The 24317-nt window shown below is 59.7% G+C and carries 18 protein-coding genes and 1 tRNA gene; 14 read left to right on the forward strand and 5 right to left on the reverse strand.

Features of this window, described 5'->3' with window-relative positions; translation table 11 throughout:
• The first annotated feature begins 124 nt into the window (after positions 1-124).
• From TSA66_RS11665 to truB, 8 genes are all read left to right on the forward strand, one after another.
• Positions 125-201 (forward strand) — tRNA-Met (locus TSA66_RS11665).
• Positions 202-305: 104 nt separating this feature from the next.
• The gene (gene scpB, locus TSA66_RS11670) at positions 306-1202 is read left to right on the forward strand and encodes an SMC-Scp complex subunit ScpB (RefSeq protein ID WP_084199506.1); all 897 of its coding nucleotides are present in this window, start codon (positions 306-308) and stop codon (positions 1200-1202) included.
• Positions 1180-2748 (forward strand): 23S rRNA pseudouridine(2605) synthase RluB, encoded by a 1569-nt coding sequence (gene rluB / locus TSA66_RS11675; RefSeq protein ID WP_084199508.1) that lies wholly within the window; start codon positions 1180-1182, stop codon positions 2746-2748. Before scpB ends, rluB begins: the two co-directional genes overlap by 23 nt.
• 240 nt (positions 2749-2988) lie before the next feature.
• Entirely contained in the window at positions 2989-3474 is a 486-nt protein-coding gene (gene rimP, locus TSA66_RS11680) for a ribosome maturation factor RimP (RefSeq protein ID WP_040040161.1), read from the forward strand.
• Positions 3471-5030, forward strand: coding sequence for a transcription termination factor NusA (gene nusA, locus TSA66_RS11685; RefSeq protein WP_040040162.1), 1560 nt, complete (start codon positions 3471-3473; stop codon positions 5028-5030). The genes rimP and nusA overlap by 4 nt, the downstream gene beginning before the upstream one ends.
• 51 nt (positions 5031-5081) lie before the next feature.
• A complete protein-coding gene (infB, locus tag TSA66_RS11690; protein WP_040040163.1) occupies positions 5082-7910 on the forward strand; it encodes a translation initiation factor IF-2 in 2829 nt (942 codons plus the stop codon).
• A gap of 123 nt (positions 7911-8033) precedes the next feature.
• Positions 8034-8420, forward strand: coding sequence for a 30S ribosome-binding factor RbfA (gene rbfA, locus TSA66_RS11695; protein WP_040040164.1), 387 nt, complete (start codon positions 8034-8036; stop codon positions 8418-8420).
• Positions 8421-8459: 39 nt separating this feature from the next.
• On the forward strand, positions 8460-9392 hold the full coding sequence (truB, locus tag TSA66_RS11700) for a tRNA pseudouridine(55) synthase TruB (RefSeq protein ID WP_040040165.1): 933 nt from the start codon (positions 8460-8462) through the stop codon (positions 9390-9392).
• Here the strand turns inward: truB and TSA66_RS11705 are convergent.
• Positions 9389-10207: a M48 family metallopeptidase gene (locus tag TSA66_RS11705; RefSeq protein WP_040040166.1), complete on the reverse strand. Its 819-nt coding sequence runs from the start codon at positions 10205-10207 to the stop codon at positions 9389-9391. The genes truB and TSA66_RS11705 overlap by 4 nt on opposite strands.
• Before the next feature lie 173 nt (positions 10208-10380).
• Between TSA66_RS11705 and typA the strand changes: the two genes are divergently transcribed.
• Together typA and TSA66_RS11715 are read left to right on the forward strand one after the other, a co-directional pair.
• The gene (typA, locus tag TSA66_RS11710; protein WP_040040167.1) at positions 10381-12216 is read left to right on the forward strand and encodes a translational GTPase TypA; all 1836 of its coding nucleotides are present in this window, start codon (positions 10381-10383) and stop codon (positions 12214-12216) included.
• 96 nt (positions 12217-12312) lie between these two features.
• Complete coding sequence (locus tag TSA66_RS11715) at positions 12313-13218, forward strand: DMT family transporter (protein WP_040040168.1); 906 nt, start codon at positions 12313-12315, stop codon at positions 13216-13218.
• Between the two features lie 36 nt (positions 13219-13254).
• Here the strand turns inward: TSA66_RS11715 and TSA66_RS11720 are convergent, their stop codons facing one another.
• Positions 13255-14616 (reverse strand): aspartate aminotransferase family protein, encoded by a 1362-nt coding sequence (locus tag TSA66_RS11720; protein ID WP_040040169.1) that lies wholly within the window; start codon positions 14614-14616, stop codon positions 13255-13257.
• Between the two features lie 128 nt (positions 14617-14744).
• Between TSA66_RS11720 and dusA the strand changes: the two genes are divergently transcribed.
• Both dusA and TSA66_RS11730 read left to right on the forward strand, forming a co-directional pair.
• Positions 14745-15782: a tRNA dihydrouridine(20/20a) synthase DusA gene (dusA, locus tag TSA66_RS11725; RefSeq protein ID WP_084199510.1), complete on the forward strand. Its 1038-nt coding sequence runs from the start codon at positions 14745-14747 to the stop codon at positions 15780-15782.
• A gap of 158 nt (positions 15783-15940) precedes the next feature.
• On the forward strand, positions 15941-16801 hold the full coding sequence (locus tag TSA66_RS11730) for an SDR family oxidoreductase (protein WP_040040170.1): 861 nt from the start codon (positions 15941-15943) through the stop codon (positions 16799-16801).
• 46 nt (positions 16802-16847) lie between these two features.
• Here TSA66_RS11730 and TSA66_RS11735 read toward each other — a convergent pair whose 3' ends face one another.
• Positions 16848-17798, reverse strand: coding sequence for a sigma-54 interaction domain-containing protein (locus TSA66_RS11735; protein WP_084199512.1), 951 nt, complete (start codon positions 17796-17798; stop codon positions 16848-16850).
• Between the two features lie 219 nt (positions 17799-18017).
• Between TSA66_RS11735 and TSA66_RS26860 the strand changes: the two genes are divergently transcribed.
• The gene (locus tag TSA66_RS26860) at positions 18018-18521 is read left to right on the forward strand and encodes a hypothetical protein (RefSeq protein ID WP_157691662.1); all 504 of its coding nucleotides are present in this window, start codon (positions 18018-18020) and stop codon (positions 18519-18521) included.
• Positions 18522-19026: 505 nt separating this feature from the next.
• A complete protein-coding gene (locus TSA66_RS11740) occupies positions 19027-20424 on the forward strand; it encodes a sigma-54-dependent transcriptional regulator (protein WP_040040171.1) in 1398 nt (465 codons plus the stop codon).
• Between the two features lie 84 nt (positions 20425-20508).
• On the opposite strand, the gene TSA66_RS11745 is transcribed toward TSA66_RS11740, so the two are convergent.
• A complete protein-coding gene (locus TSA66_RS11745) occupies positions 20509-23256 on the reverse strand; it encodes a PAS domain-containing hybrid sensor histidine kinase/response regulator (RefSeq protein WP_198358777.1) in 2748 nt (915 codons plus the stop codon).
• Between the two features lie 112 nt (positions 23257-23368).
• Positions 23369-24274, reverse strand: a complete 906-nt coding sequence (galU, locus tag TSA66_RS11750) for a UTP--glucose-1-phosphate uridylyltransferase GalU (RefSeq protein ID WP_040040172.1) — start codon at positions 24272-24274, stop codon at positions 23369-23371.
• Positions 24275-24317: the final 43 nt, after the last annotated feature.

Consider the following 24317-nt stretch of genomic DNA (forward strand, 5'->3'; position numbering starts at 1 on the left):
ACAGAGCAATTCGGCAAAGGTGATCGGCGCATTGTTCGAATGGAGTAGAAGTGTACACCGCAAGAGTGGTCAACATTTACATTTGCGTTGACCGTCGATACCGGATATACTTATATTCTTCAGACGCGGGGTGGAGCAGTCTGGCAGCTCGTCGGGCTCATAACCCGAAGGTCGCAGGTTCAAATCCTGCCCCCGCAACCAAGTCTCACAGTCTTGAATTCCCGTCCCTCATACTTCCAAAAAAAAATCGGACGCCGGAATGCAGCATCAATGGGTTCTCAGGCCCAACCGGGCAGCATCGCACGATGCATGTCGTTGATAAAAACTTCTGCACATTGTTAGAAAAAACAAGACGCATACCGATGAATACTATTGAGGCGAAGAAAGTCCTCGAAACAGCATTGCTGTGCGCGCATGAGCCATTGTCGATCAACGACATGAAAAAGCTTTACATGGAAAACGGCGACGGCAATGCCGATGTCGGTGCCGATACGATCAAGGCGATGCTGGAAGAGTTGCGCAACGACTGGTCAGACAAGGGTATTGAAATTGTCAGTCTTTCTACCGGCTGGCGTTTTCAGAGTCGGCCCGAGATGAAAAAATACCTTGAGCGGCTCAATCCGGAGAAGCCTCCCAAATATACACGTGCAACGCTGGAAACGCTGGCTATCATCGCCTACCGTCAGCCGGTTACCCGCGGTGATATTGAGGAAATCCGTGGCGTTACAGTGAACTCTCAAACCATCAAGATGCTCGAAGATCGAGGTTGGATCGAAGCGATCGGTCATCGAGATGTGCCGGGCCGACCAGCCTTGTTTGCCACGACCAGGCAGTTCCTCGATGATCTGGGATTAACCTCTCTCGATCAATTGCCGCCGCTGCAGCAGATTACGAAAGATGATATGCAGGCCGGCATTCTGCCGGAAATGCAGGCGCTTGAAGGCGGAATGCAGGCAAGCCTGGATCGGGTGAGTGGCTCGATGACGCAGGATGGTTCAAGCGTCTTGGCATCAGAGCGCTCTGCCCAGCAAGCTGATGACCGGCCGGAGCCGGCATCAACCGAAAAATTTCAAACCGAATCGCCGGCTTTGCAGCCCGGTACAGAAACGTCCAACCGAGAGGCTGAAGCCGAATCTCCCTTAGACGCCCCACACAGTGAGCACAATCAAGAAGCGAACGATGAATCTGCCAAACCAGAATGAAGCGCCAGTGGTCGTAGCGACCGATTCCTCCGCAGTGTCGGAATCCAAAGAAAGCCGGGAGCTGTCTCGCAGCGAGGTGCCGGCATCTGCCGATGGCGGTCATGTGGAAGAGAGCGGGAAAAAGCCGGCCAAGCGAGGCGTGCGCGGACCGCGCAGCTTGCGTCGTACCCGGGCTCCGCGCGCGGTTGAGTCGGACAAGTCTGCTGGCGCGACTGCATCGGTCGCAGGAGATGGGGGCGCCGACTTGCGGCAGCCTTCCGCAGTGGAAGGTGAGACTGGTGGTGGTAAGCCGCAGCGCACTGCCCGTGAAAGTCGCAAGCGGGATGAGCATACAAAGGGCAGGCCTGGACAAAAGGGGCGTGGTCGGCAATCCGGTGGTGAAGCCAAAGCTGGCCAATTGAAAGTCAGGGGAGATAATCCCGACGACATATTCTCGTTTGTGACGTCCGATGCGTTCGATAGCGCTGCGGAAGACGCTGCGGGTAGCGGGCGTCGCGACGCCCGCCAGGCGCAGGCCAAGAATGTGCGCCGCGATCTAACGGCAGAGGATGATGCCCCGAAGTTGCACAAGGTGCTTGCCGAAGCGGGGCTTGGATCGCGCCGTGATATGGAAGAATTGATTATTGCCGGTCGTGTTTCGGTCAATGGCGAGCCTGCCCACATTGGGCAGCGCATTCTGCCGACAGACCAGGTGCGCATTAACGGCAAGCTGATTCAGCGTAAAGTTAGCAAGCGTCCGCCGCGGGTGCTGGTGTATCACAAGCCTGCCGGCGAGATTGTCAGTCACAATGATCCGGACGGGCGTCCCTCGGTGTTCGAACGCCTGCCGACCATCAAGGCCGGTAAATGGCTGGCGGTTGGCCGCCTAGATTTTAATACCGAAGGCTTGTTGCTGTTTACGACCTCTGGCGATCTGGCTAATCGCCTGATGCATCCGCGTTACGGAATCGAGCGCGAGTACGCAGTGCGTACGCTGGGTGAGCTGGAAGAGGGGATGCGGCAGAAACTGCTGGCCGGCGTTGAGCTGGAAGATGGCGTCGCACAGTTTTCGAAGATCGTCGATGGCGGCGGCGAGGGGGTCAATCGCTGGTACCGCGTAATCATCGGCGAAGGGCGCAATCGTGAAGTGCGTCGCATGTTCGAATCCGTCGGCTTGACGGTTTCGCGATTAATCCGGACGCGGTATGGCGCATTGACTTTGCCTAGCGGACTAAAGCGTGGGCGCTGGGAGGAGTTGGATGAGCATGCGGTGCGCAATCTGATGACGCTGAGCGGGCTTGAGAAGGCGGTAGCGCCGCAGCCGCAAGGTAAATCGCGTGGTGAGCGCGGGCCGAAGAATGCTTTCGACAAGAGCCAGCCACAAAATCGTGGTCAGACGCGCAATGGACAGCAAGGGCGTGCTCAGGGGGCGTCGCGCAGTCGTCAACCTGATCCGCTGCAAACCGCGCTCGGATTTCCGGATAGCTCTTACGGGCGCCGTGGCGGTGGGCAGGCGCGTACTGGGCTTGGAATGCAAGGCATGGCGCGGCGCCGTTCGCGCGGCTGATTTGGAAGTCTTTTATTGTTAGTCGGAAATGCTGGCATCCCAGGTAATGGGGCGCCTTGTCATTGCGGTGCGCCAAATAATTGCTTATAATTAGACAGTTAACAAAAGTCGGCCCGCAAGAACAACGTTTGCCGGGTGCCACGTTAAGTGGGCTGAAGCGATAAAAAGATGGGCAGATGCCCATTTTTTTTTTCTTGAACGCTTTGTGCGGACTGGCTGGCGTAGTTTTGGAGAACAGTTTTGCGGTTGTTGGACTTAATTGAAAAAACCGTGGTGGGCATGGGCTATGAACTGGTCGATTTCGAGCAGGCGGCGCATGGTCTGCTTCGCGTGTATATCGACTTCCCGTCGGAGCAGGCTGACAAGGGCAGTATTACGGTGGATGACTGCGAAAAGGTCAGCCACCAGTTGTCGCATGTGCTGACGGTTGAAAACGCTAATTACGAGCGGCTGGAGATCTCGTCTCCCGGGCTCGATCGTCCGCTGAAAAAAGCGGCCGATTACGCGCGTTTCGCCGGGCAGGAGGCTGTGGTAAAGCTGCGCATGCCGATGCCTGGAGCGGCCAATCGCAAGTCCTTTCAGGGCATCCTGCAGGAACCGGAAGGCGACACGCTGAAGTTGGAATTTGAAGGAAAAGAAGGGCCGGCGATGCTGGAGTTTACGCTCGCCGACGTGGACAAGGCACGCTTGGTGCCGAAAGTGGATTTTAGGAGTCGCAAAGCATGAGTCGCGAAGTTTTGTTGTTGGTCGATGCGCTGGCACGAGAAAAAAACGTCGATAAAGAAATCGTCTTCGGAGCGCTCGAACATGCGCTCGCGCAAGCGACCAAGAAACGCTACGAGGGGGACGTCGATGTGCGCGTCTCCATCGACCGCGAATCCGGTGAGTTCGAATCCTTCCGCCGCTGGCACGTAGTGCCGGATGAGGCAGGTCTGCAATTGCCCGACCAGGAAGTGCTGCACTTCGAAGCGAAGGAACAGATTCCTGACATCGAAGTCGATGATTACATTGAAGAACCGATCGAATCGGTTGATTTCGGCCGCCGCTTTGCACAGGACACCAAACAGGTTGTGCTGCAGCGTATCCGCGACGCCGAGCGTGAACAGATCCTGCAGGATTTCCTGGCACGCGGCGATGCCCTCGTCACCGGCACTATCAAGCGCATGGAACGCGGCGACGCGATCGTCGAATCCGGCAAGATCGAAGCGCGCTTGCCGCGCGACCAGATGATTCCGAAAGAGAATCTGCGCGTCGGGGACCGCGTGCGTGCCTATATCCTCCGTATCGACCGCAATGCACGCGGACCGCAAGTGATTTTGTCGCGGACTGCGCCGGAATTCATCATGAAGCTGTTCGAGCTGGAAGTTCCGGAAATTGAGCAAGGCCTGCTTGAAATTAAATCGGCGGCGCGTGATCCGGGCGTGCGCGCCAAGATTGCCGTGTTTACCAACGACAAGCGCATCGATCCGATCGGGACCTGCGTTGGCATGCGCGGTTCGCGCGTGCAGGCGGTGACCGGCGAACTGGGTGGCGAGCGTGTCGACATCGTGCTGTGGTCGGAAGATCCGGCACAATTCGTGATCGGTGCGTTGGCGCCGGCGAACGTGTCCTCGATCGTGGTCGACGAGGAAAAGCATGCGATGGATGTGGTCGTCGACGAAGAAAACCTGGCGATCGCGATTGGCCGCGGCGGTCAGAATGTACGTCTGGCATCCGAGCTGACTGGCTGGCAGATCAACATCATGACAGCGGAAGAGTCGGCCGATAAGGCCGCAGCGGAAACCGCAGCGATTCGCACGCTGTTCATGGAAAAGCTCGACGTCGATGAGGAAGTGGCCGATATCCTGGTGCAGGAAGGCTTCTCCAGCCTGGAAGAAATTGCCTATGTGCCGATTACTGAAATGCTGGATATCGAAGCATTCGACGAAGATACTGTCAATGAGCTGCGCAGCCGCGCACGCGACGCGCTCGTGACGGAAGCCATTGCCTCCGAAGAAGGACTGGAAGGCATGGAAGATGCTTTGGTTAATCTGGAAGGAATTGATCGGATTACCGCGGGCAAACTGGGTTTGGCCGGTGTCAAAACGGTGGACGCATTTGCCGGTTTAGCCTATGACGAATTCGGCGCCATCCTGGCCTTGCCGATAGAGCGTGCGCGTGAACTGATTGAAAATGAATTTGAAGATGTGAGCGACGATGAAATGCGTCTGATCGATGCCAAGTACGATGATCGTGCGCGGGCATTGCAAGAGAAAGCGCGGGAGCTGGTCACAGCGAAATGACCTGCAACGCTCCAATATCATCTGTCGAGCCCACATAGAAAAGAGGACTGAATGGCGAGTAACAACGTAGCTCAATTTGCCACCGAACTAAAGATGCCAGCGGACTTGCTGCTGACGCAACTGCGTGCCGCCGGCGTCGATAAGCGTTCGGCGTCCGATGTGCTGTCCAAGGAAGACAAGGACAAGCTGTTGAACCATTTGCGCCGCTCGCACGGAGCGTCGCCGGATGGTGAAAAGAAGAAAATCACGCTCACGCGCAAGGAAACGACCGAGATCAAACAGGCCGATGCCAGCGGCAAGTCGCGCACGATCCAGGTCGAAGTGCGCAAGAAGCGCACCTTCATCAAGCGTGACGAGCCGGTCATTGAAACGGTTCAAGCGACGCCGGAAGCACCTGCTGCGCCTGTGATTGACGAAGCGGAAGTGGCGCGTCGTGCGGAAGAGGCTCGTCGTCAGGCCGAACTGATCGCGCGCCAGGAAGCCGAGTTGCGTGCAAAGCAGGAGCACCTGGCGAAACTGGAAGCCGAGAAGGAAGCACAAGCCAAGGCGCAGAAAGAGGCCGAGGAAGCGCGCAGGGCGGCCGAGGCTGCCGCTGCGGCAAAGCAGCAGGAAAAGGTTGATCTCACCGCTGCCGAAGAGAAGAAGCGTGCAGACGATGAGGCTGCCAGGAAGAAGGCTGCCGAGCAGGAAGCGAAGGAAGCGACGGAACGTGCCGCCGCCGCCGAGCGGGCGCGCAAGGCTGTTGAGGATGAAGTTGCGCAAATCAAGGCGATGATGAATGCGCCGCGTAAGGTCATGAAAGCACCGGAACCCGCGCCGGCGCCTGCTCCTCAGGCGAAAGCTGCCGAAGGTACGCTGCACAAGCCTACTGACAAGAAGCCTGGCGAGAAAAAAGACGAGAAGAAACCGGCCATCGGCGACAAGAAATCGATCAAGTCGGCCAACGTGTCGTCCACCTGGCAAGATGAGCAGGCGAAAAAGCGCGGTGGTATCAAGACCCGTGGCGCCGGCACGACTGGGCCGTCGACAGGTCGCGACGGCTGGCGCGGCGGCCCGAAGGGACGCCGTTCATCGCATGGCGACGACCAGCGCGAATCGAACTTCCAGGTGCCGACCGAAGCCGTGATCAAGGAGGTGCATGTGCCGGAGACCATTACGGTTGCCGAACTCGCACACAAGATGGCGGTGAAGGCATCGGAAGTGATCAAGCATTTGATGAAGCTGGGCCAAATGGTGACCATCAACCAGGTGCTCGATCAGGAAACCGCGATGATCCTGGTGGAAGAAATGGGCCACAAGGCGTTTGCGGCCAAGCTGGACGACCCGGAAGCGATGCTGGAAGAAGTCGGCGAACACGTCGATGCCGAGGCATTGCCGCGCGCGCCTGTGGTGACCGTCATGGGTCACGTCGATCATGGCAAAACCTCGTTGCTGGACTACATCCGTCGCGCCAAGGTGGCTGCGGGCGAAGCAGGCGGGATTACGCAGCATATCGGCGCTTATCACGTCGAAACGCCGCGTGGCATTATCACCTTCCTCGATACGCCGGGCCATGAGGCGTTTACCGCCATGCGTGCACGCGGCGCGAAGGCAACCGACATCGTGATTCTGGTGGTGGCGGCCGACGACGGTGTGATGCCGCAAACCAAGGAAGCGATCGCGCACGCGAAAGCGGCCGGCGTGCCCATCGTCGTGGCAATCAACAAGATCGACAAGCAGGGCGCCAATACCGACCGCGTCACGCAGGAATTGATCGCGGAAGGCGTCGTGCCGGAAGCCTATGGCGGCGAGGCGCCGTTCGTGCCGGTATCCGCAAAGACTGGTCAGGGCATCGACGATCTGCTGGAAAACGTATTGCTGCAAGCAGAAGTGCTGGAGTTGAAGGCGCCCGTCGACGCGCTTGCCAAGGGGCTCGTGATTGAAGCCAAGCTCGACAAGGGCCGCGGCCCGGTTGCGACCGTATTGGTGCAGTCCGGCACCCTGAAGCGCGGCGATATCGTGCTGGCCGGTTCGTCTTACGGCCGCGTACGGGCGATGCTCGACGAGAACGCCAAGAACATTTCTGAAGCAGGCCCGTCGATCCCAGTCGAAATTCAGGGCTTGACCGAAGTGCCGGCAGCCGGTGAAGAAGTAATCGTGATGGCTGACGAGCGCAAGGCACGCGAAATCGCTTTGTTCCGTCAAGGCAAGTTCCGCGATGTGAAGCTGGCCAAGCAGCAAGCAGCAAAGCTGGAGAACATGTTCGAGCAGATGGCCGAAGGCGAGGTCAAGTCCTTGCCATTGATCATCAAAGCCGACGTGCAAGGTTCGCAGGAAGCGCTGGTGCACTCGATGCAGAAGCTGTCGACCGACGAAGTCCGGGTGCAGATCGTGCACGCTGCCGTCGGCGGCATTTCCGAGTCCGACGTCAACCTCGCAGTCGCTTCCAAGGCGGTCATCATCGGCTTCAATACGCGGGCCGACGCATCTGCGCGCAAGCTGGCCGAAGCCAGCGGCATCGATATTCGCTACTACAACATCATTTACGATGCCGTGGACGAAATCAAAGCCGCCATGTCGGGCATGCTGGCACCAGAGAAGCGCGAAGCGGCACTGGGTTTGGTCGAAATCCGCCAAGTGTTCCATGTCAGCAAGGTTGGCTCGATTGCCGGCTGCTATGTGCTCGACGGCTTGGTCAAGCGCGGCGCTTCGGTCCGCCTGTTGCGCAACAATGTGGTGATCTGGACCGGCGAACTCGATTCGCTCAAGCGCTTCAAGGATGACGTGAAGGAAGTGAAGGCAGGCTTCGAGTGCGGCTTGTCACTGAAGAACTTCAACGACATCAAGGAAGGCGACCAGCTGGAAGTGTTCGAAGTGCAGGAAGTCGCACGTACCCTGTAATTCGATTGTCGCGGGCAGTTTTGTAGCCCGGACGGAGCCAAGTGCATTGCGCATCCCTTCAACGGAATGCGCAATGCCGATCAGGGTTCTGTCCGGGCTATCTCGTTTTAAGGTTGCAGAACCATGGCTAAACACAGCAAATCCATTCCCGGGCGCGGCGTGCGTGTCGCCGACCAGATCCAGCGCGATCTGGCTGAAATCATTGCATATGAACTGAAAGACCCGCGTGTCGGAATGATCACGATCACTGAAGTGCAAGTGACGCCTGATTATGCGCATGCCAAGGTGTTTTTCACCACGCTGGTCGACAACGACGAAGCGGTACAGAACACGCTGTCGGGATTGCGCAAGGCGGCCGGTTTCATTCGCGGTCAGTTGGGGCGGCGTCTGACCATCCATACCATTCCCGAGCTGCACTTCGTGTATGACACGTCGACGACGCGCGGCATGGAATTGTCCAAGCTGATCGAAGCGGCAAATGCCACGCGTGCCAAGGACGCCGAAGACTGACCGTTCGCCGCCTCGCGCGGCTCTCATGATTTTCCTCATATGGCACAAGCATTGCCCAAGAAAATACGCGTGCCTGTTCACGGCGTTCTACTGCTCGACAAAGCTGCCGGTCACTCCAGCAACGATGTACTGATCAAGGCCAAGCGTCTGCTGAACGCACAAAAGGCGGGACATACGGGCACCCTCGACCCGTTCGCGACGGGGTTGTTGCCACTCTGTTTTGGCGAGGCGACGAAGTTTGCCCAGGATTTGCTCGATGCCGACAAGACGTACGAGACCGTCGTGCACCTAGGCATAACGACCACGACCGCAGACACCGAAGGCGAGGTTGTTGAAACACGTAACGTCGAGGTGACGCTGGAACGAATTGAGGCGGTTCTCGCACAGTTTCGTGGCGACATCGATCAAGTGCCACCAATGCACTCGGCATTGAAGCGTGACGGCAAACCCCTCTATGAATACGCTCGTGCTGGCGTCACGCTCGAGCGCGAGGCGCGCCGAGTAAGGATTTACACGCTGGATCTGCTCGATTACCGTGCGCCGTTTCTGACGCTGCGTGTTCATTGCAGTAAAGGAACCTATATTCGGGTGCTGGGACAGGACATCGGGGAAGCACTCGGCTGCGGCGCGCATTTGCAGGCCTTGCGCCGCACGCAAGTGGGGGCGCTGAGCCTCGATGCCGCAGTCACGCTGGAACAGCTGGCCGAAACGGCCGATGGCGAGCGTGAAGCATTGCTGGCGCCGGTCGATGCATTGCTGTCGACGTTTCCGGCGGTGTCGTTATCCGAAGAATTGGCCAGGCGTTTTCTGCACGGCCAGCGTCTTGCCTTGGGCAAGGAAGGGCATGTCCAGCAGACGGCAGGCAGGGTTCGCGTGTATCGCGAATCTGACCGCAGCCTGCTTGGCACAGCGCAATTAATGGAATTCGGCGTGCTCGCACCCGAGCGCCTGATTGCCACCGGCACCCATTAACCTGCCGGTTTTTGTGATCTTGCCGAGTCGTAGAGGAACATGACTTTCGCGCTATAGGATTCGAGGTCGGCGATCCGCGTTTCGTGCGACGGATGGGTGCTCATGAATTGCGGCGGCTGTTTGCTGTTCGTTCCCTGCATCTTGTGCCAGACCGAGATCGCAGCGCGCGGATCGTACCCGGCGCGCGCGGCCAGTTCCACGCCCATGCGGTCGGCCTCGGTTTCATGCTCGCGGCTGTTCGGCAGCAAGTACAGGTATTTCGACATGTCCCCCGCCAGATTCATCTGGCCCTGGTTGGCGCCAGCCGCGATCCCGACCAGGGTGAGCCCGAGTTGCGTGCCCAGCTGCTGGGATGCGCGTTCGCGGCCATGCTCGCGCAACGCATGCGAGATTTCATGCCCCATGATGGCGGCGATTTCATCATCGCTCAGTTGCAATTTTTCAATGATGCCGCTGTAGAACGCGATTTTGCCGCCAGCGGCGCAAAACGCATTCAGCTCATCGGACGTAATGACATTGACTTCCCATGGCCAGCCCGGTGCGTCCGGGCGAAACACTGCCGTATGCGGTATCAGCCGGTGGGCGATCGCGCGCACGCGCGCGACCATGGCAGCGTTCTGGTTCAGCGAATTTTTCTTGGCCGCGCCGCGCATCATGTCGCTGTACGACGCGCTCATTTGCTGATTGAACTTGTTCGATGAAAAAGTCATGTATTGAGGCCGGTTGACGCCGACCACGCCGGGCGAGGTGGTGCTGACTTGGGCGCATGCGGTCAGGATCAACAAGGCGAACAGGGAGAAAAATCGTGTTGTCATATTCCACTCGTAAGATCGCAGGGTTTTTCGTTGCATGAGTATAAGTTAATAAACTGGAATCTTGTGTGCCTTGTATTTCAGCAAGCAAGCTTTTGAATTTCAAGGGTTTTTCCAATTCTTTGCGGCGCCGCATGCTATAATTTTCGGTTTTCCGTATTCAGCACCTCACGACCATGTCAAACACTAAACGCGCCCTGCGCAACATCGCCATCATCGCCCACGTCGACCATGGCAAAACCACGCTGGTCGACCAGCTGCTGCGCCAGTCGGGTACCTTCCGCGAGAATCAGCAAGTCGATAACCGCGTGATGGACTCGAACGATCTGGAAAAGGAGCGCGGCATCACGATTCTGGCGAAGAACTGCGCAGTCGAATACAACGGCACCCACATCAACATCGTTGATACCCCGGGCCACGCCGACTTCGGCGGCGAAGTGGAGCGTGTGCTGTCGATGGTCGATTCCGTGCTGCTGCTAGTCGATGCGGTCGAAGGCCCGATGCCGCAGACCCGTTTCGTGACGCGCAAGGCGCTTGCGCTGGGTTTGAAACCGATCGTGGTGGTCAACAAGATCGACCGTCCGGGCGCACGTCCTGACTGGGTGATCAATGCGACGTTCGAATTGTTCGACAAGCTGGGCGCGACCGAAGAACAGCTCGATTTCCCGGTGGTATATGCATCGGCGCTGAACGGCTACGCCAGCCTCGACTCGACCGTGCGCGAAGGTGACATGAAGCCGCTGTTCGATGCAGTGCTGGAACACGTGCCGGTGCGCGACGACGACCCGGACGGCCCGCTGCAGCTGCAGATTTCCTCGCTCGATTATTCGTCGTATGTCGGCAAGATCGGTATCGGCCGCATCAGCCGCGGTCGCGTGAAGGCGCTGCAAGACGTGATCATCATGAACGGCCCGGATTCGACGCCGACCAAGGCACGTATCAATCAGGTGCTGAAGTTCAAGGGCCTGGAGCGCGTACTGGTAGATGAAGCGATGGCTGGCGATATCGTGTTGATCAACGGCATCGAAGAGCTCGGCATCGGCACCACGGTGTGTGCCCCTGACAAACCGGATGCATTGCCGATGCTGAAGGTCGACGAACCGACGCTGACGATGAACTTCCTGGTCAACAACTCGCCGCTGGCCGGCCGCGAAGGCAAGTTCGTGACCAGCCGCCAGCTGCGCGACCGTCTCGACCGCGAATTGAAATCGAACGTGGCATTGCGCGTCAACGATACCGGCGACGACACGACGTTCGAAGTATCGGGTCGCGGCGAATTGCACCTGACCATTTTGCTGGAAAACATGCGCCGTGAAGGTTATGAACTGGCCGTTTCTCGACCACGCGTGGTGTTCAAGGAAATCGATGGCGTCAAGTGCGAGCCGTATGAATTGCTGACCGTGGACGTGGAAGATGCGCACCAGGGTGGCGTGATGGAAGAACTGGGCCGTCGTCGTGGCGACCTGCAGAATATGGAACCGGACGGCAAGGGCCGCGTGCGTCTCGAATACCGCATCCCGGCACGCGGCTTGATCGGCTTCCAGTCCGAATTCATGACGCTGACGCGCGGCACCGGCCTGATGAGCCATATTTTCGACGACTACTCGCCGGTTGACATGAACAAGCCGGAACTGGCAGGCCGTCGCAATGGCGTGCTGATTTCCCAGGATGACGGCGCAGCAGTTGCCTACGCACTGTGGAAGCTGCAGGATCGCGGCCGCATGTTTGTCAGCCACAACGATCCGGTGTACGAGGGCATGATCATCGGTATCCATTCGCGTGACAACGACCTGGTCGTGAACCCGATCAAGGGCAAGCAACTGACCAACGTGCGCGCGTCCGGCACCGACGAAGCGGTGCGCCTGGTGCCGCCGATCCAGCTGACGCTGGAATATGCCGTGGAATTCATCGAGGACGACGAGTTGGTCGAAATCACGCCGAAGAGCATTCGCCTGCGCAAGCGCCATCTGAAGGAGCATGAGCGCAAGAAGGCTTCGCGCGAGGCGGCGTAAACTGATGCTGCACCACGGCCAAGACGGCGTGGTGAAATGAATCGCAAGCCCGGCCGCCCTTTGGGGGCGCCGGGTTTTTTTATATCTGTATTGCCTATGCCATTTCTGAATCCGCATCGACGCGCGATCGTGCTGATGATTATCGCTCCCACTCTGTGGAGCATCGCTGGCGTGCTGACGCGCCATCTGGAAGCGGCTCGCAGTTTCGAAGTCACGTTCTGGCGCAGCTTTTTTTCCGCGCTGTTTGTGGCAGGCGCGCTGATTTCGCAGCAGGGCGTGCGCTCTGCCGTGAAAACCGTGCGCGCAGTTGGTTCGCTGGGCGTGGTGAGCGGCTTGATGTGGTGTGCGATGTTCACCTGCTTCATGATTGCGCTGACCAAGACCACGGTCGCGAATACGCTGATCGTCATGAGCGTGTCACCGCTGCTGACCGCCTTTCTGGCCTGGTTGTTGCTCAAAGCTGACATTCCGCATCGCACCTGGCTGGCGATTGTCGCCGCGTTCGCCGGGATCCTGTGGATGTTCGTGCGCAGCATTAATGACGTCGGCGGGCAGCACTTGGTCGGAATGCTGATCGCCAGCGCGGTGCCGGTCGCGGCGGCGGTCAACCTGATTGCCATCAAGCGGGCAGGGCATGGCGTCGACCTGATTCCCGCCGTTTTCCTGGGCAGCGTATTTGCGGCCATCCTGATGCTGCCGCTGGCGTGGCCTCTCCAAACCTCACTGCATGACCTGGCGATCCTGGCAACGCTCGGCTTTTTCCAGCTCGGCCTTCCATGCATGCTGATGGTGCGCGCCGCGCGCCACCTGTCGGCGCCGGAAGTGTCGCTCTTGGCGCTGCTGGAAGTGCTGCTGGGGCCCTTGTGGGCATGGCTGGGCGCCGGAGAAGTGCCGACGCAGGAAACGCTGATCGGCGGCGCCGTCGTGATGGCGGCGCTGGTGTCGAATGAACTGGCCGCCATGCGCGACGTCACCCTGCGCCGCGGCACCCCTGTTCAATAGGCGGGAACGGTCGGATGACCGTTCCTGCATGAACAACTAGGCGGGCGCGTGCTCGGCGGCGGGGATTGCCTTTTGCGTTTTCAGGACGTCGGCAATCGCGGCGAACAGTTGATCGACTTGCAGCTGGTCGATGATCAGCGGCGGTGACAGCGCGATGATGTCGCCGGTGGTGCGGATCAGGACGCCTTTTTCCCAGAAACATTTCAGGAATACGTCGAAGGCCCGCGTGCCCGGCTTGCCCGGCACGCCTTCGAGCTCGATGCCGCACACCAGCCCGAGGTTGCGGATGTCTTTTACGTACGGTACGCCCTTGAGCTGATGTGCAGCTTCTTCGAAATACGGCGCCATGGCGGCTGCACGGTCGAATAAACCTTCTTCGGTGTAGACATCGATGGCCGCGATGGCGGCGGCAGCTGCCAGCGGATGGCCGGTGTAGGTATAGCCATGGAAGAATTCAATCGCATTTTCCGGCGCGGCATCGAGGAATGCGTCTTGAATGTCTTGCCGTACGAGTACCGCACCCATTGGCACTGCGGCATTGGTCAGGCCCTTGGCGCAGGTAATCATGTCCGGCACCACGCCAAAGTGATCGGCGGCAAACGCCGCGCCGAGGCGCCCGAAGCCGGTGATGACTTCATCAAAGATCAACAGGATGCCGTACTTGTCGCAGATGGCGCGCAGTTTTTGCAGGTAGCCCTTGGGCGGCAGGATCACGCCGGTCGAGCCCTGGATCGGTTCGACGATGACGGCGGCCACGGTGGCCGGGTCGTGCAGGGCGAGCAGGCGTTGTTCCAGCTCGTCCGCCAGTTCCGCGCCGTGTTCCGGCAAGCCGCGCGAAAATGCATTCTTTGCGATATCGAGCGGATGGCGCAGGTGGTCGGCGCCAGCCAGCGTCGGGCCGAAATGCTTGCGGTTGCCGGCGATGCCACCGACCGCGATGCCGCCGAAACCGACGCCGTGGTAGCCGCGCTCGCGGCCGATCAGGCGGGTGCGCAAACCGTCGCCGCACATGCGGTGGTAAGCCAGTGCGATCTTCAGGGCGGTGTCGACCGATTCCGAGCCGTCGTTGCAGAAAAAGACGCGGTTCAAACCTTCCGGCGCGATGGATGCCAGCTTGCTGGCAGCCTCGAATACGAGCGGATGGCCCATCTGGAAGGTCGGCGCGTAGTCCATCACGGCGGCTTGCTGCTGGATGGCGGCGGTGATTTTCGGATGGCAGTGGCCGGCGTTGACGCACCACAGGCCGGAAGTGCCGTCGAGGATCTGGCGGCCGTCATCGGTCGTGTAGTACATGCCGGATGCGGCGGCGAGCAGGCGCGGCCTGGACTTGTATTGCCGGTTGGCGGTGAAGGGCATCCAGAAATGGCTGGTGTCGATATTGTCAGGTATCTCTTTCATGCGGCTCTCTTTGGGAGTGGGTGCTGTGGCGATGTTTCGCCCTTGGCGGCCAGATGATTTCTGGGCTTTTACTCTGTACAACAGCGCATCAATGCAACGGACTCTGTCCGGTACAATACCGGCTAATTATGAGCGCCTCATTGAAATCCGCCAAGTTGCCCCCGCGCCGCCTGTCTGTTGCTCCGATGCTGGATTGGACAGACCGTCATTGCCGCATGTTTCACCGCCAGATCACGCGCCATACCTGGTTGTACACCGAGATGGTGACGACTGGCGCGCTGCTGTACGGCGATGTGGCCCGCCATCTCAATTTCAATGACGAGGAACATCCTGTCGCATTGCAGCTGGGTGGCAGCGAACCGGCCGACCTGGCGAAAAGCGCGAAGCTGGGCGAGCAATGGGGCTACGACGAAATCAACCTGAATTGCGGCTGCCCGTCCGAGCGCGTGCAGAAGGGGGCCTTCGGCGCCTGCCTGATGGCAGAGCCGCAACTGGTCGCCGATTGTGTCAAGGCCATGCGCGACGCAGTGGCGATCGACGTGACGGTCAAGCACCGCATCGGCATCGACCAGGTCGACTCCTACGAGTTCGTGCGCGACTTCGTCGGCACCATTGCCGATGCCGGTTGCCAGACCTTTATCGTACATGCGCGCAATGCGATCCTGAAGGGATTGAGCCCTAAGGAAAACCGCGAAATCCCGCCGCTCAAGCCCGACTATGCCTACCGCCTCAAGCGCGACTTCCCGCAGCTGGAAATCATCATCAACGGCGGCATCAAGACGCTGGTCGAGATCGATGCGCATCTGCGCCAGGTCGACGGCGTGATGATCGGGCGCGAGGCCTATCACAATCCCTACCTGATGGCGGCCTTCGATGCCCGCTATTACGGTGATGCGGCGCCGGTGAAATCACGCGCCGAGGTGTTGCAGGCGATGCTGCCCTATATTCACGACCAACTCGCGCGGTATGGAAAGGTTGCCGGCAAGAGTGAGCCGGGCGGCGGACTGAAGCTCAACAGCATTACCCGCCACCTGCTCGGGCTGATGGCCGGCATGCCGGGGGCGCGCACCTTCCGTCAAACCCTGTCCGATGCAAAGAAGCTGGCTGCGGGAGACCCCGCGCTGCTGATGGAAGCATTCGCCCGCACGCAACCGCTCGCGGCCTGAGGCTGGTCAGCTGCCCGGCGCCGTCCGGCGTGGCATGGAAGCTGCTAAAAATCCTGTCTTTTCCCTGGGGCGCTTTGACGCATTCGGCGCGCTTCGGATCGATTTGCCTCATGCGGCGGCCATCGTGCCGCTGTCATTCAGTCCAGGAAGGATCAGACATGGCGCAGGAAAAACCAAATATCACTCCCCAGCATCAGGATCATCAGCCCGGCTCGGAAGCGGCCATGTCCCCGCCGCCGCAAGCGGAAGGAAAGAATTACAAGGGCAGTGGAAAACTGAAGGGCAAGGTCGCGCTGATCACGGGCGGCGACAGCGGCATTGGCCGCGCGGTGGCGATCGCGTTTGCCAAGGAAGGGGCGAATGTCGTCATCTCTTATCTTGAGGAACACCAGGATGCGCAGGAAACGCGCCGCCTGATCGAGGCGGAAGGGCGGGAATGCGTGACGCTCGCCGGCGACGTGGGTGATTCATCGTTCTGCAAAAAAATGGTGGACACGACCGTATCCTCGTTCGGCAAGCTAGATATTCTCGTCAACAACGCTGCCCAGCAATACCCGCAGCAAAGCATTACCGACATTTCGGACGAACAGCTGGAAAAAACGTTTCGCACCAATATCTTTTCGATGTTTTACGCGGTGCGCGCAGCCTTGCCGCACCTGAAGCCCGGTGCGCGCATCATCAACACGACGTCAGTGACCGCATATCGCGGCAGTTCACACTTGCTGGACTATTCGGCGACCAAGGGCGCGATCGTCGCCTTCACCCGCTCGCTGTCGCAGCAGTTGGCCGAGAAGGGGATTTACGTGAATGCGGTGGCGCCCGGACCGGTATGGACGCCGCTAATTCCATCTACCTTTTCGCCGGAGCAAGTGTCCAAGTTTGGCGAAAAGGTGCCGCTGGGCCGCCCGGGGCAGCCGGACGAAATTGCGCCGGCCTATGTCTACCTTGCCTGCGACGATGCTTCCTACATGACCGGGCAGGTGCTGCATCCGAACGGCGGCGAAGTGATCAACGGGTAAGGCCCGACGGTAAGGCTCGATGATGGCCGCACCGCTGGTGTGGCCGTCAATATTCCTTGAGACGGTTGTACAGCGTCTTGAGGCTGATACCCAGTGTCTCGGCGGTGAGCCGCTTGTTGCCGCTGTAATGCTTCAGGGTGGCGAGGATGATTTCGCGCTGCGCGTCGGCCAGCGGCGTGCCGACGAAGAAATTCAGGCAGCCTTCATGGACGGTTGGCTTCTTGCTTGCGAAATCCGAAATGCACTCTTCCACATCGAGCGTGTCGGTGGCGAGGATGAATGCGCGCTGCACCACGTTCTTGAGTTCGCGCACATTGCCGGGCCACGAGTAGGAGCGGATGACGTCGAGCGAGCTGCGCGAAAACACTTTCTGCGTATTTTCCTTTTCGTTGAGTTCCTGCAAGAAAGATTGCGCGAGCAATTCGATGTCGCTGCCCCGCTCGCGCAATGGGGGCACGCGTACCGGAAACACCGCGAGCCGGTACATCAAGTCTTCGCGCAGATTGCCTTGCTTGACTGCGACTTCAAGGTCGCGGTTGGTGGCGGCGACCAGACGCACGTCGACCTTTACTTCTTCATCGCCGCCGACGCGCACGAAGCTGCCGGACTCGAGCACGCGCAGCAGCTTGACTTGCATGTCGACCGGCATCTCCGTGATTTCGTCGAGGAACAGTGTGCCGCGCGAGGCATGTTCAAAATAGCCGAGGTGCTGGCGCATGGCGCCGGTAAAGCTGCCTTTCTCGTGTCCGAACAACGCCGCTTCGATCAGGTGCGCCGGAATCGCGCCACAATTTACGGCGACAAAGGTTTCCGATTTGCGCATGCTGGCTTGGTGGATTGCATTGGCAATCAATTCCTTTCCTGTCCCGCTTTCACCTACCAGCAGGACGGTTGCATCGGTGGCGGCGACGCGCTCGATCTGCTGATAGAGCCGCTCCATGGCGGGAGACGCGCCATACATGACGCCAAAATGCTTGACTGATTTATCGAGAGACATGTTGGTTTCCATCTGCCCAGATCACGTGGAAAACGACGGATCGAGGACAAGAGCTGTTTCCACGAGTTTCATATCCTGATGGAAGAGGGATTGGCGTGAATCCAGTTCTGCTATACAAATCCCATTATGTGCGGGTGGAATGCCTTGTCGGGCGGGTCGGGAGGGCCGCTGCCGAAAATCACTACCACGCCGAAAAATGCACCGGAACACCCTGTGATCATGGGGCTGTACTCCATCTCACAATACACGATATTGCGGCGCGGGTGTGTCGATACTAGAGCCGATTGGTCAATTCTCTATCTGTATCAAATGTCGGACAATTCCGATGCGCCGCCGGGTCCTCTGACACGGCAACTTCTTAATGGCCGCAACTTTCTTCGTACAGGAAACACATTCGCTGCATTGCCTGTGAAAGCGACGAACTTATCGCAATTGAAATGGTCAAGAACGTCACATTGTCCATTTTATGTGAAAGGAACAACAATGAAGACGCTCCTCAATGCATCGAAGGTTTTGCTGGTCGTTGCTGCACTGGGCATGGCTGCTACCGGCTGTGAACGCCGTGGCGCCGATCAAAGTTCGGGCTCCAGTGGCAGCTCGGGCACGTCCGGATCGTCCCAGTCCGGTTCTGGTGCCGCCGGTGGCTCGTCGGGCTCTTCCGGCTCCATGGGCGGCGGTTCGGGCTCTTCCGGCAGCTCCGGCTCTTCCGGTTCAAGCAAGTAAGGAATTATCTGGCAATGCGATCGTGTGCAGATACTAAATTGTTCCGGTAGCTGCGCTTTCAGTCTGTACGCTGTACCTCGCGGTGAGGGGGCGCGCATCACGCGCGTCCGCCCGCTGTAATCGGTATAGCGGTCATATTCTTCGGGTATTTATCACGACCGATGCAGGCTAGCTATGCTGGCTGCGTCGTGTGATGCAATTCCCGGCCACTACGGTCGGCGCTGTTCTTGACGCATGCCACATTCGTTCTCGGGCAGTCAGTGTATTGACGTCCGGGCCCCTCATGCATGAAATGAAAATCGGCGGGAATGTCCCCGTGAAATGCCGGTCTAATAATTCTTGATGCATGCGCACGGCCCATGAACCGTGATTGTGGGCATGGTTGCCGCCGCTACCAGCTGGATGCGGCAATGACGGGCTTAGCTGTTTGCGAAATGGCAGAAGCCGCCGAGAATTGAACTGATAGTGTCTTACTCCGGGAACTGAACTGTTTACAGAAATCGATATGCCACACGTACTGATCGTCGATGACGACGTCAACACCCGAGAGGCGCTGGTGGAAATCACTGCTGCCGAAGGGTTCTCAACTGCTGTAGCAGGAAATATCCGCGAGGCACAAGCGCAAATCATGCGCCAGCGCCCCGACGTGGTGCTGATCGATCTGAAGCTGCCCGATGGCAGCGGCATGGACTTGTTCAACGACATCGAATCGCGCGCCACTACCGAAATTGTGCTGATTACCGGCCATGCCAGCGTCGAGACCGCGGTCGAGGCCTTGCGCCTGGGCGCTGCCGATTATTTGACCAAGCCGATCAACTTCCGCCGCCTGAAGTCGCTGCTGTCGCGCATCCCGCGTACCGTCGACCTGAAGGAGGAAATCGGCGTGCTGCGCAGCGAGCTGCGCCGCCTCGGCCACTTCGGCCAAATGCTGGGTGCCGCGCCGGCGATGCAAAAGCTGTATAACCACATTGGGCGCGTGGCGCCGACCGAGGCGACCGTGCTCTTGTTGGGCGAGTCCGGCACCGGCAAGGAACTCGCCGCGCAAACCATCCATGATCTCAGCCTGCGCCAGAAACACCCGTTCCTGCCGGTGAACTGCGGCGCGATTTCGCCGCAGCTGATCGAGAGTGAAATCTTCGGTCATGAGAAGGGGAGCTTCACCGGTGCCGACCGTCAGCACAAGGGCTACTTCGAGCGGGCCAACGGCGGCACGCTGTTCCTGGATGAAATCACGGAGATGCCGATCGAGCTGCAAGTCAAGCTGCTGCGCGTGCTGGAAACAGGTACGTTCATGCGCATCGGCAGCAACCAGGAAATCGAAACCGATGTGCGCGTGGTCGCGGCCACTAACCGCGACCCGGAATCGGCAGTGTCCGAAGGCAAGCTGCGGCTCGACTTGTATCATCGCCTGAATGTTTTCCCGTTGCGTATCCCGCCCCTGCGGGAGCGCGGCGCCGACATCGAATTGCTGGCGCAGCATTTTCTCGACGAGCTCAATACCACGCACGGCACCAGCAAGACGCTCTCCGCCGATGGGCTGGCTTGCCTGTCCAATTACCATTGGCCGGGTAATGTGCGCGAACTGCGCAATTACATGCAGCGCGCATTCATCCTGTCCGACCACACGATCGATGCCAGCGCGCTGGCGCCGGTCATTACCACCCAGTCGCCGGTCGGCATGACATTGGCCATCCCGGTCGGCACCTCGCTGGCCGAAGTGGACCGCAAGCTGATTTACGCAACGCTTGACCTGTGCGGCGGCGTCAAAAAGCGCGCCGCCGACATCCTCGGTATCAGCCTCAAGACGCTGTACAACAGGCTGGAGGAATACGGGCCGTACGACGGCATGCACAAGGCAGAAGAACCGTCCGCAGTGCAGAGCGGGAGTGGCTCCTACCATTAAGTGCTGTAAGCACTATTAAGCCTCCACTCCACGCCTGACTTCTGCGTGAAGCCGGCTCCCGCCCGGGAGCCGGTGCGCAACGCCTTACTGGGTCCGGGCCACCATCGTATCGATCACGACGATCAATTCTTCCGGGGCGACCGGCTTCGTCACATGCATCTGGAAGCCGGCAGTCAGCGCGCGTATCCGGTCTTCCCGCTGTGCAAATGCGGTCAGCGCGAGCGCCGGCATGCGTTGCAGCGGCGCGGTTTTGCCATCCGGTTTCCATGCCCGCAGCTTGCGCAGGACGGCATAGCCGTCTTCGCCCGGCATGGCGATGTCGCAGACCAGCACGTCGGGCAGCCGTTGGTCGGCCAGCGTCGGCAGCCAGGCCAGCACCTGCTGGGCCGAATCGGCTGCGAAGACATCGGCGCCGGCCGTGGTCAGCACCACCGTCAGCGATTCGCGCGCCTCGGCCTGATCGTCGATCAGCAGGATGCGCAAGCCCTCGAGCGACGGTAGCGGCAGGTTGGCAGAAGCGTTTTCCTCGAGCGTGGCAACAGCATATTTGTCGCCGCCCACGCGCAGCGGGAGGGACACGGAAAACATGGTTCCCTGGCCTTCGCCGGCGCTTTCTGCCCTGACCTGCCCGCCGTGCAGCTCGACCAGGTGGCGCACCAGGAACAGGCCGAGCCCGAGGCCGCTATGGTCGCGCGTGCTGGACGTGTCTTCCTGGCTGAAGCGGTCGAACAGGTGCGGCAGGAATTCGGAGGAAATTCCCATGCCGTTATCGCGCACGGTGACGCGGATTTCGGCGCCGATCTTGTCGGCCGCCAGCCATACGCTGCCGTTTTGCGGGGTGAACTTGACGGCATTCGACAGCAGGTTCCAGAAGATCTGCTGCACGCGGTCGGAGTCGCCCTCGATCTGTTCATCGGCAATGCGATAGGTGCAGGTGATGGCGATATTCTTGGCCGCCGCCGTCGGACGCACGCTTTCTACGGCGGCTTCCAGCAGGGGAACCAGGGCCAGCGGCTGTTTGACCAGGCGAAGCTTGCCGCTCATCATGCGCGTCACGTCGAGCAAGTCCTCGATCAGGCGCACCTGTTGTCCCACGCCGGTCTTGATGCCTTGCAGGGCGCGTTGCGCCAGCGGCGCCGATGTGACGTCCTTCAGGTAGTTTTCCAGCACATGGGCCCAGCTCTGGATGCCGTTCAGCGGGGCGCGCAATTCATGCGACACGATGGCGAGGAATTCGTCGCGCGCACGCGCTGCGGTTTCTGCCTGAATGCGTGCCGCGCGCTCGCGTACCAGCAAGTCGTCACGCTCTTTCTCGGCACGGGCGCGCTCGGTGACGTCGTAGGCGATGGCGACTACCGATTCGATGCGGCCGTGCGGGTCGGTTTCGGGGACCATGCGGCCGGAAAAGAAGCGGGTCTGGCCGTCGATGATGTTGTCGAAATCGAGACGCTGCTCGCGCCCAGTGCGAAACGCCGCTTTGGCGGCTTCATCCCAGGCCGCCACCATGGCGGGCGGCAGGCCGAGCTCGGCCTTGGTCTTGCCGATATAGTCGGACGGCTCGATGCCAGCCAGCTTGACGACTGCCGGATTGACGTACAGGTGGCGCATGTTGCGGTCGATGCGGGAAATGATGTCGGGAGAGTTTTCCACGAGGGTTTTGAATTCGATTTCGCGTCTGAGCAATTGTTCTTCGGCCCGGCGCAGGCGCGTCACGTCGTTGACAGCTGCGACCACGCCGCGCACTGCCCCGTGCTCGTCGCGCTCCGGTACGTACATCAGCTGCAGGCAGCGTTCTTCGCCGCCGGGCGCGTTGATGCGCATTTCATGTTCCTGCGGCTGGCCGGCCAGCGCCGCGTCGAGGTACTGCCTGATGCGCGCGAAGGCTTCCTGCCCGACGATATCGGGCACGCGCCGGCCGATCACGTCCGGCGCGCGATAGCCGAAGCGGTCGGCATAGGTGCGGTTGACGAAGCGCAGGCGGTAGTCGCGGTCGCACTGGGCAATGAAGACGGGCAGGGCGTCAGTGATCAGGCGTAACTGTTTTTCCTGCTCCCGCAATTCCTGTTCGGCATTCTTGCGCTCGGTGATGTCGATCACGGTGGAGGAAAACCCGCGCACCTTGCCGTCGTCGGCGATATCGGGCGTATAGCTGACGATCACGTGGCGCCGCCCGAGGTCGTTGTCGACGGTTGCCTCATACCGGATGCGTTCGCCGGCCAGGGCGCGGGCAATTTGCGGCTGCAGTGCCGGGTAGGCCGCGCCCAGCGCGTCGCGCAGCGATTTGCCGACGATTTCTGAGCGTGGCTGCTTGAACCACGGCTCGTAGGCGGCGTTGACGAAGCGGTATCGTTCGCCGGAATCGATATAGGCAATCAGGATCGGCACCGCGTCGGTGATCAGGCGCAAGTATTGATCCTGCTGATCGAGCGCCGCGGCAATGTGCCGGCGTTCGGTCAAGTTGCGCAGTACCACCAGGCGGCCATTCGGGTCGTCCATATCGGGATAGGGCGCCACCGTGATTTCGGCATCGAAACCGGTTCCATCGTCACGCATCAAGCGATGCTCCAGAGACACATTGGCCGGCCCTTCCTCGACCGTGCTGCGCAGGTGCTGGACGACGGCGCCGCCGCCGTCCGGATGCAGGAAGTCGAACAGGGAATGGCCATGCACCTGTTCCGGATTGCTGCAGCCCAGCAGGTCCAGCGCGGCCCGGTTGGAACCGACGATCCGTGCGTCGCGCAGCAGGAACACGCCGTCGACGCACAACTCGATCAGATGGCGGTAGCGCTGCCCGCCCGGATGGTGGTCCAGGCGGGGTGGGATGGTAGACATGGCATGCCGCGTGACGTCATGGTGTGTTGTGAAAATGCCGGTGTTGCGAATAGATGAAATCTGATTGCCAGGAACCGCCATGGTGAAAACTGCTCCTTCCTCCGTTTCTGAATCAGGCGCTTCGGGTGCCGACCTTTTGCTGGCTCAGCTCAGCCTGGACCTGCATGACAAAGTTGCTGAAGCTTTCGCCGATGGCGGGATGCTTGAGCGCAAAGTCCACCGTCGCTTCCAGATACCCGAGTTTGGAGCCGCAATCGTAGCGGCGGCCCCTGAATTCGTAGGCCAGTACCGGGTGCTTGTTGAGCATGGCGGCGACCGCATCGGTGAGCTGGATTTCCCCGCCGCTGCCCGGTGTTACGCGTTCCAGATAATCGAAGATTTCCGGCGTGAAGATGTAGCGTCCGACCACGCCGAGGGTGGACGGCGCATGCTCGGGCTGCGGCTTTTCCACCATGTCGGCAATGCGATGGATGCGTACCCCCATCGATTGCGGGCGCACGATGCCGTACTGGCTGGTCTGTTCCAGCGGAACGTTCTGCACGCCGATCACCGAGTTCGCATGCTGGTCGTACAGGTCAATCATCTGGCGCAACACCGGCACCTCGGCGTCGATCAGGTCGTCGGCCAGCACCACGGCGAACGGCTCGTCGCCCACCAGCGGCTTGGCGCAAAGTACGGCGTGGCCGAGGCCGAGCATCTCGCTTTGGCGCACGTAGGAGTAATGCAGATTATCCGGCAGCAGGCTCTGGACTTCCTCGAGCAGTTTCAGCTTGCCGTGCGAAGCGAGTTCGGATTCCAGTTCATATGCCTTGTCGAAATGGTCCTCGATGCTGCGCTTGTTGCGTCCCGTGACGAAGATCATTTCCGTAATGCCTGCTGCGGCGGCTTCTTCCACCGCATATTGAATAAGAGGCTTGTCGACGATCGGCAGCATTTCTTTGGGCGACGCCTTGGTGACGGGGAGAAAACGTGTTCCTAATCCGGCAACGGGGAATACTGCTTTGCGAATCTTGGTCATATGTCGTCTCTCTTCGATCAGGTTTGCGTAGTAACGATTACAT

It is taken from the genome of Noviherbaspirillum autotrophicum (assembly GCF_000818395.1).
Lineage (GTDB): Bacteria > Pseudomonadota > Gammaproteobacteria > Burkholderiales > Burkholderiaceae_D > Noviherbaspirillum > Noviherbaspirillum autotrophicum.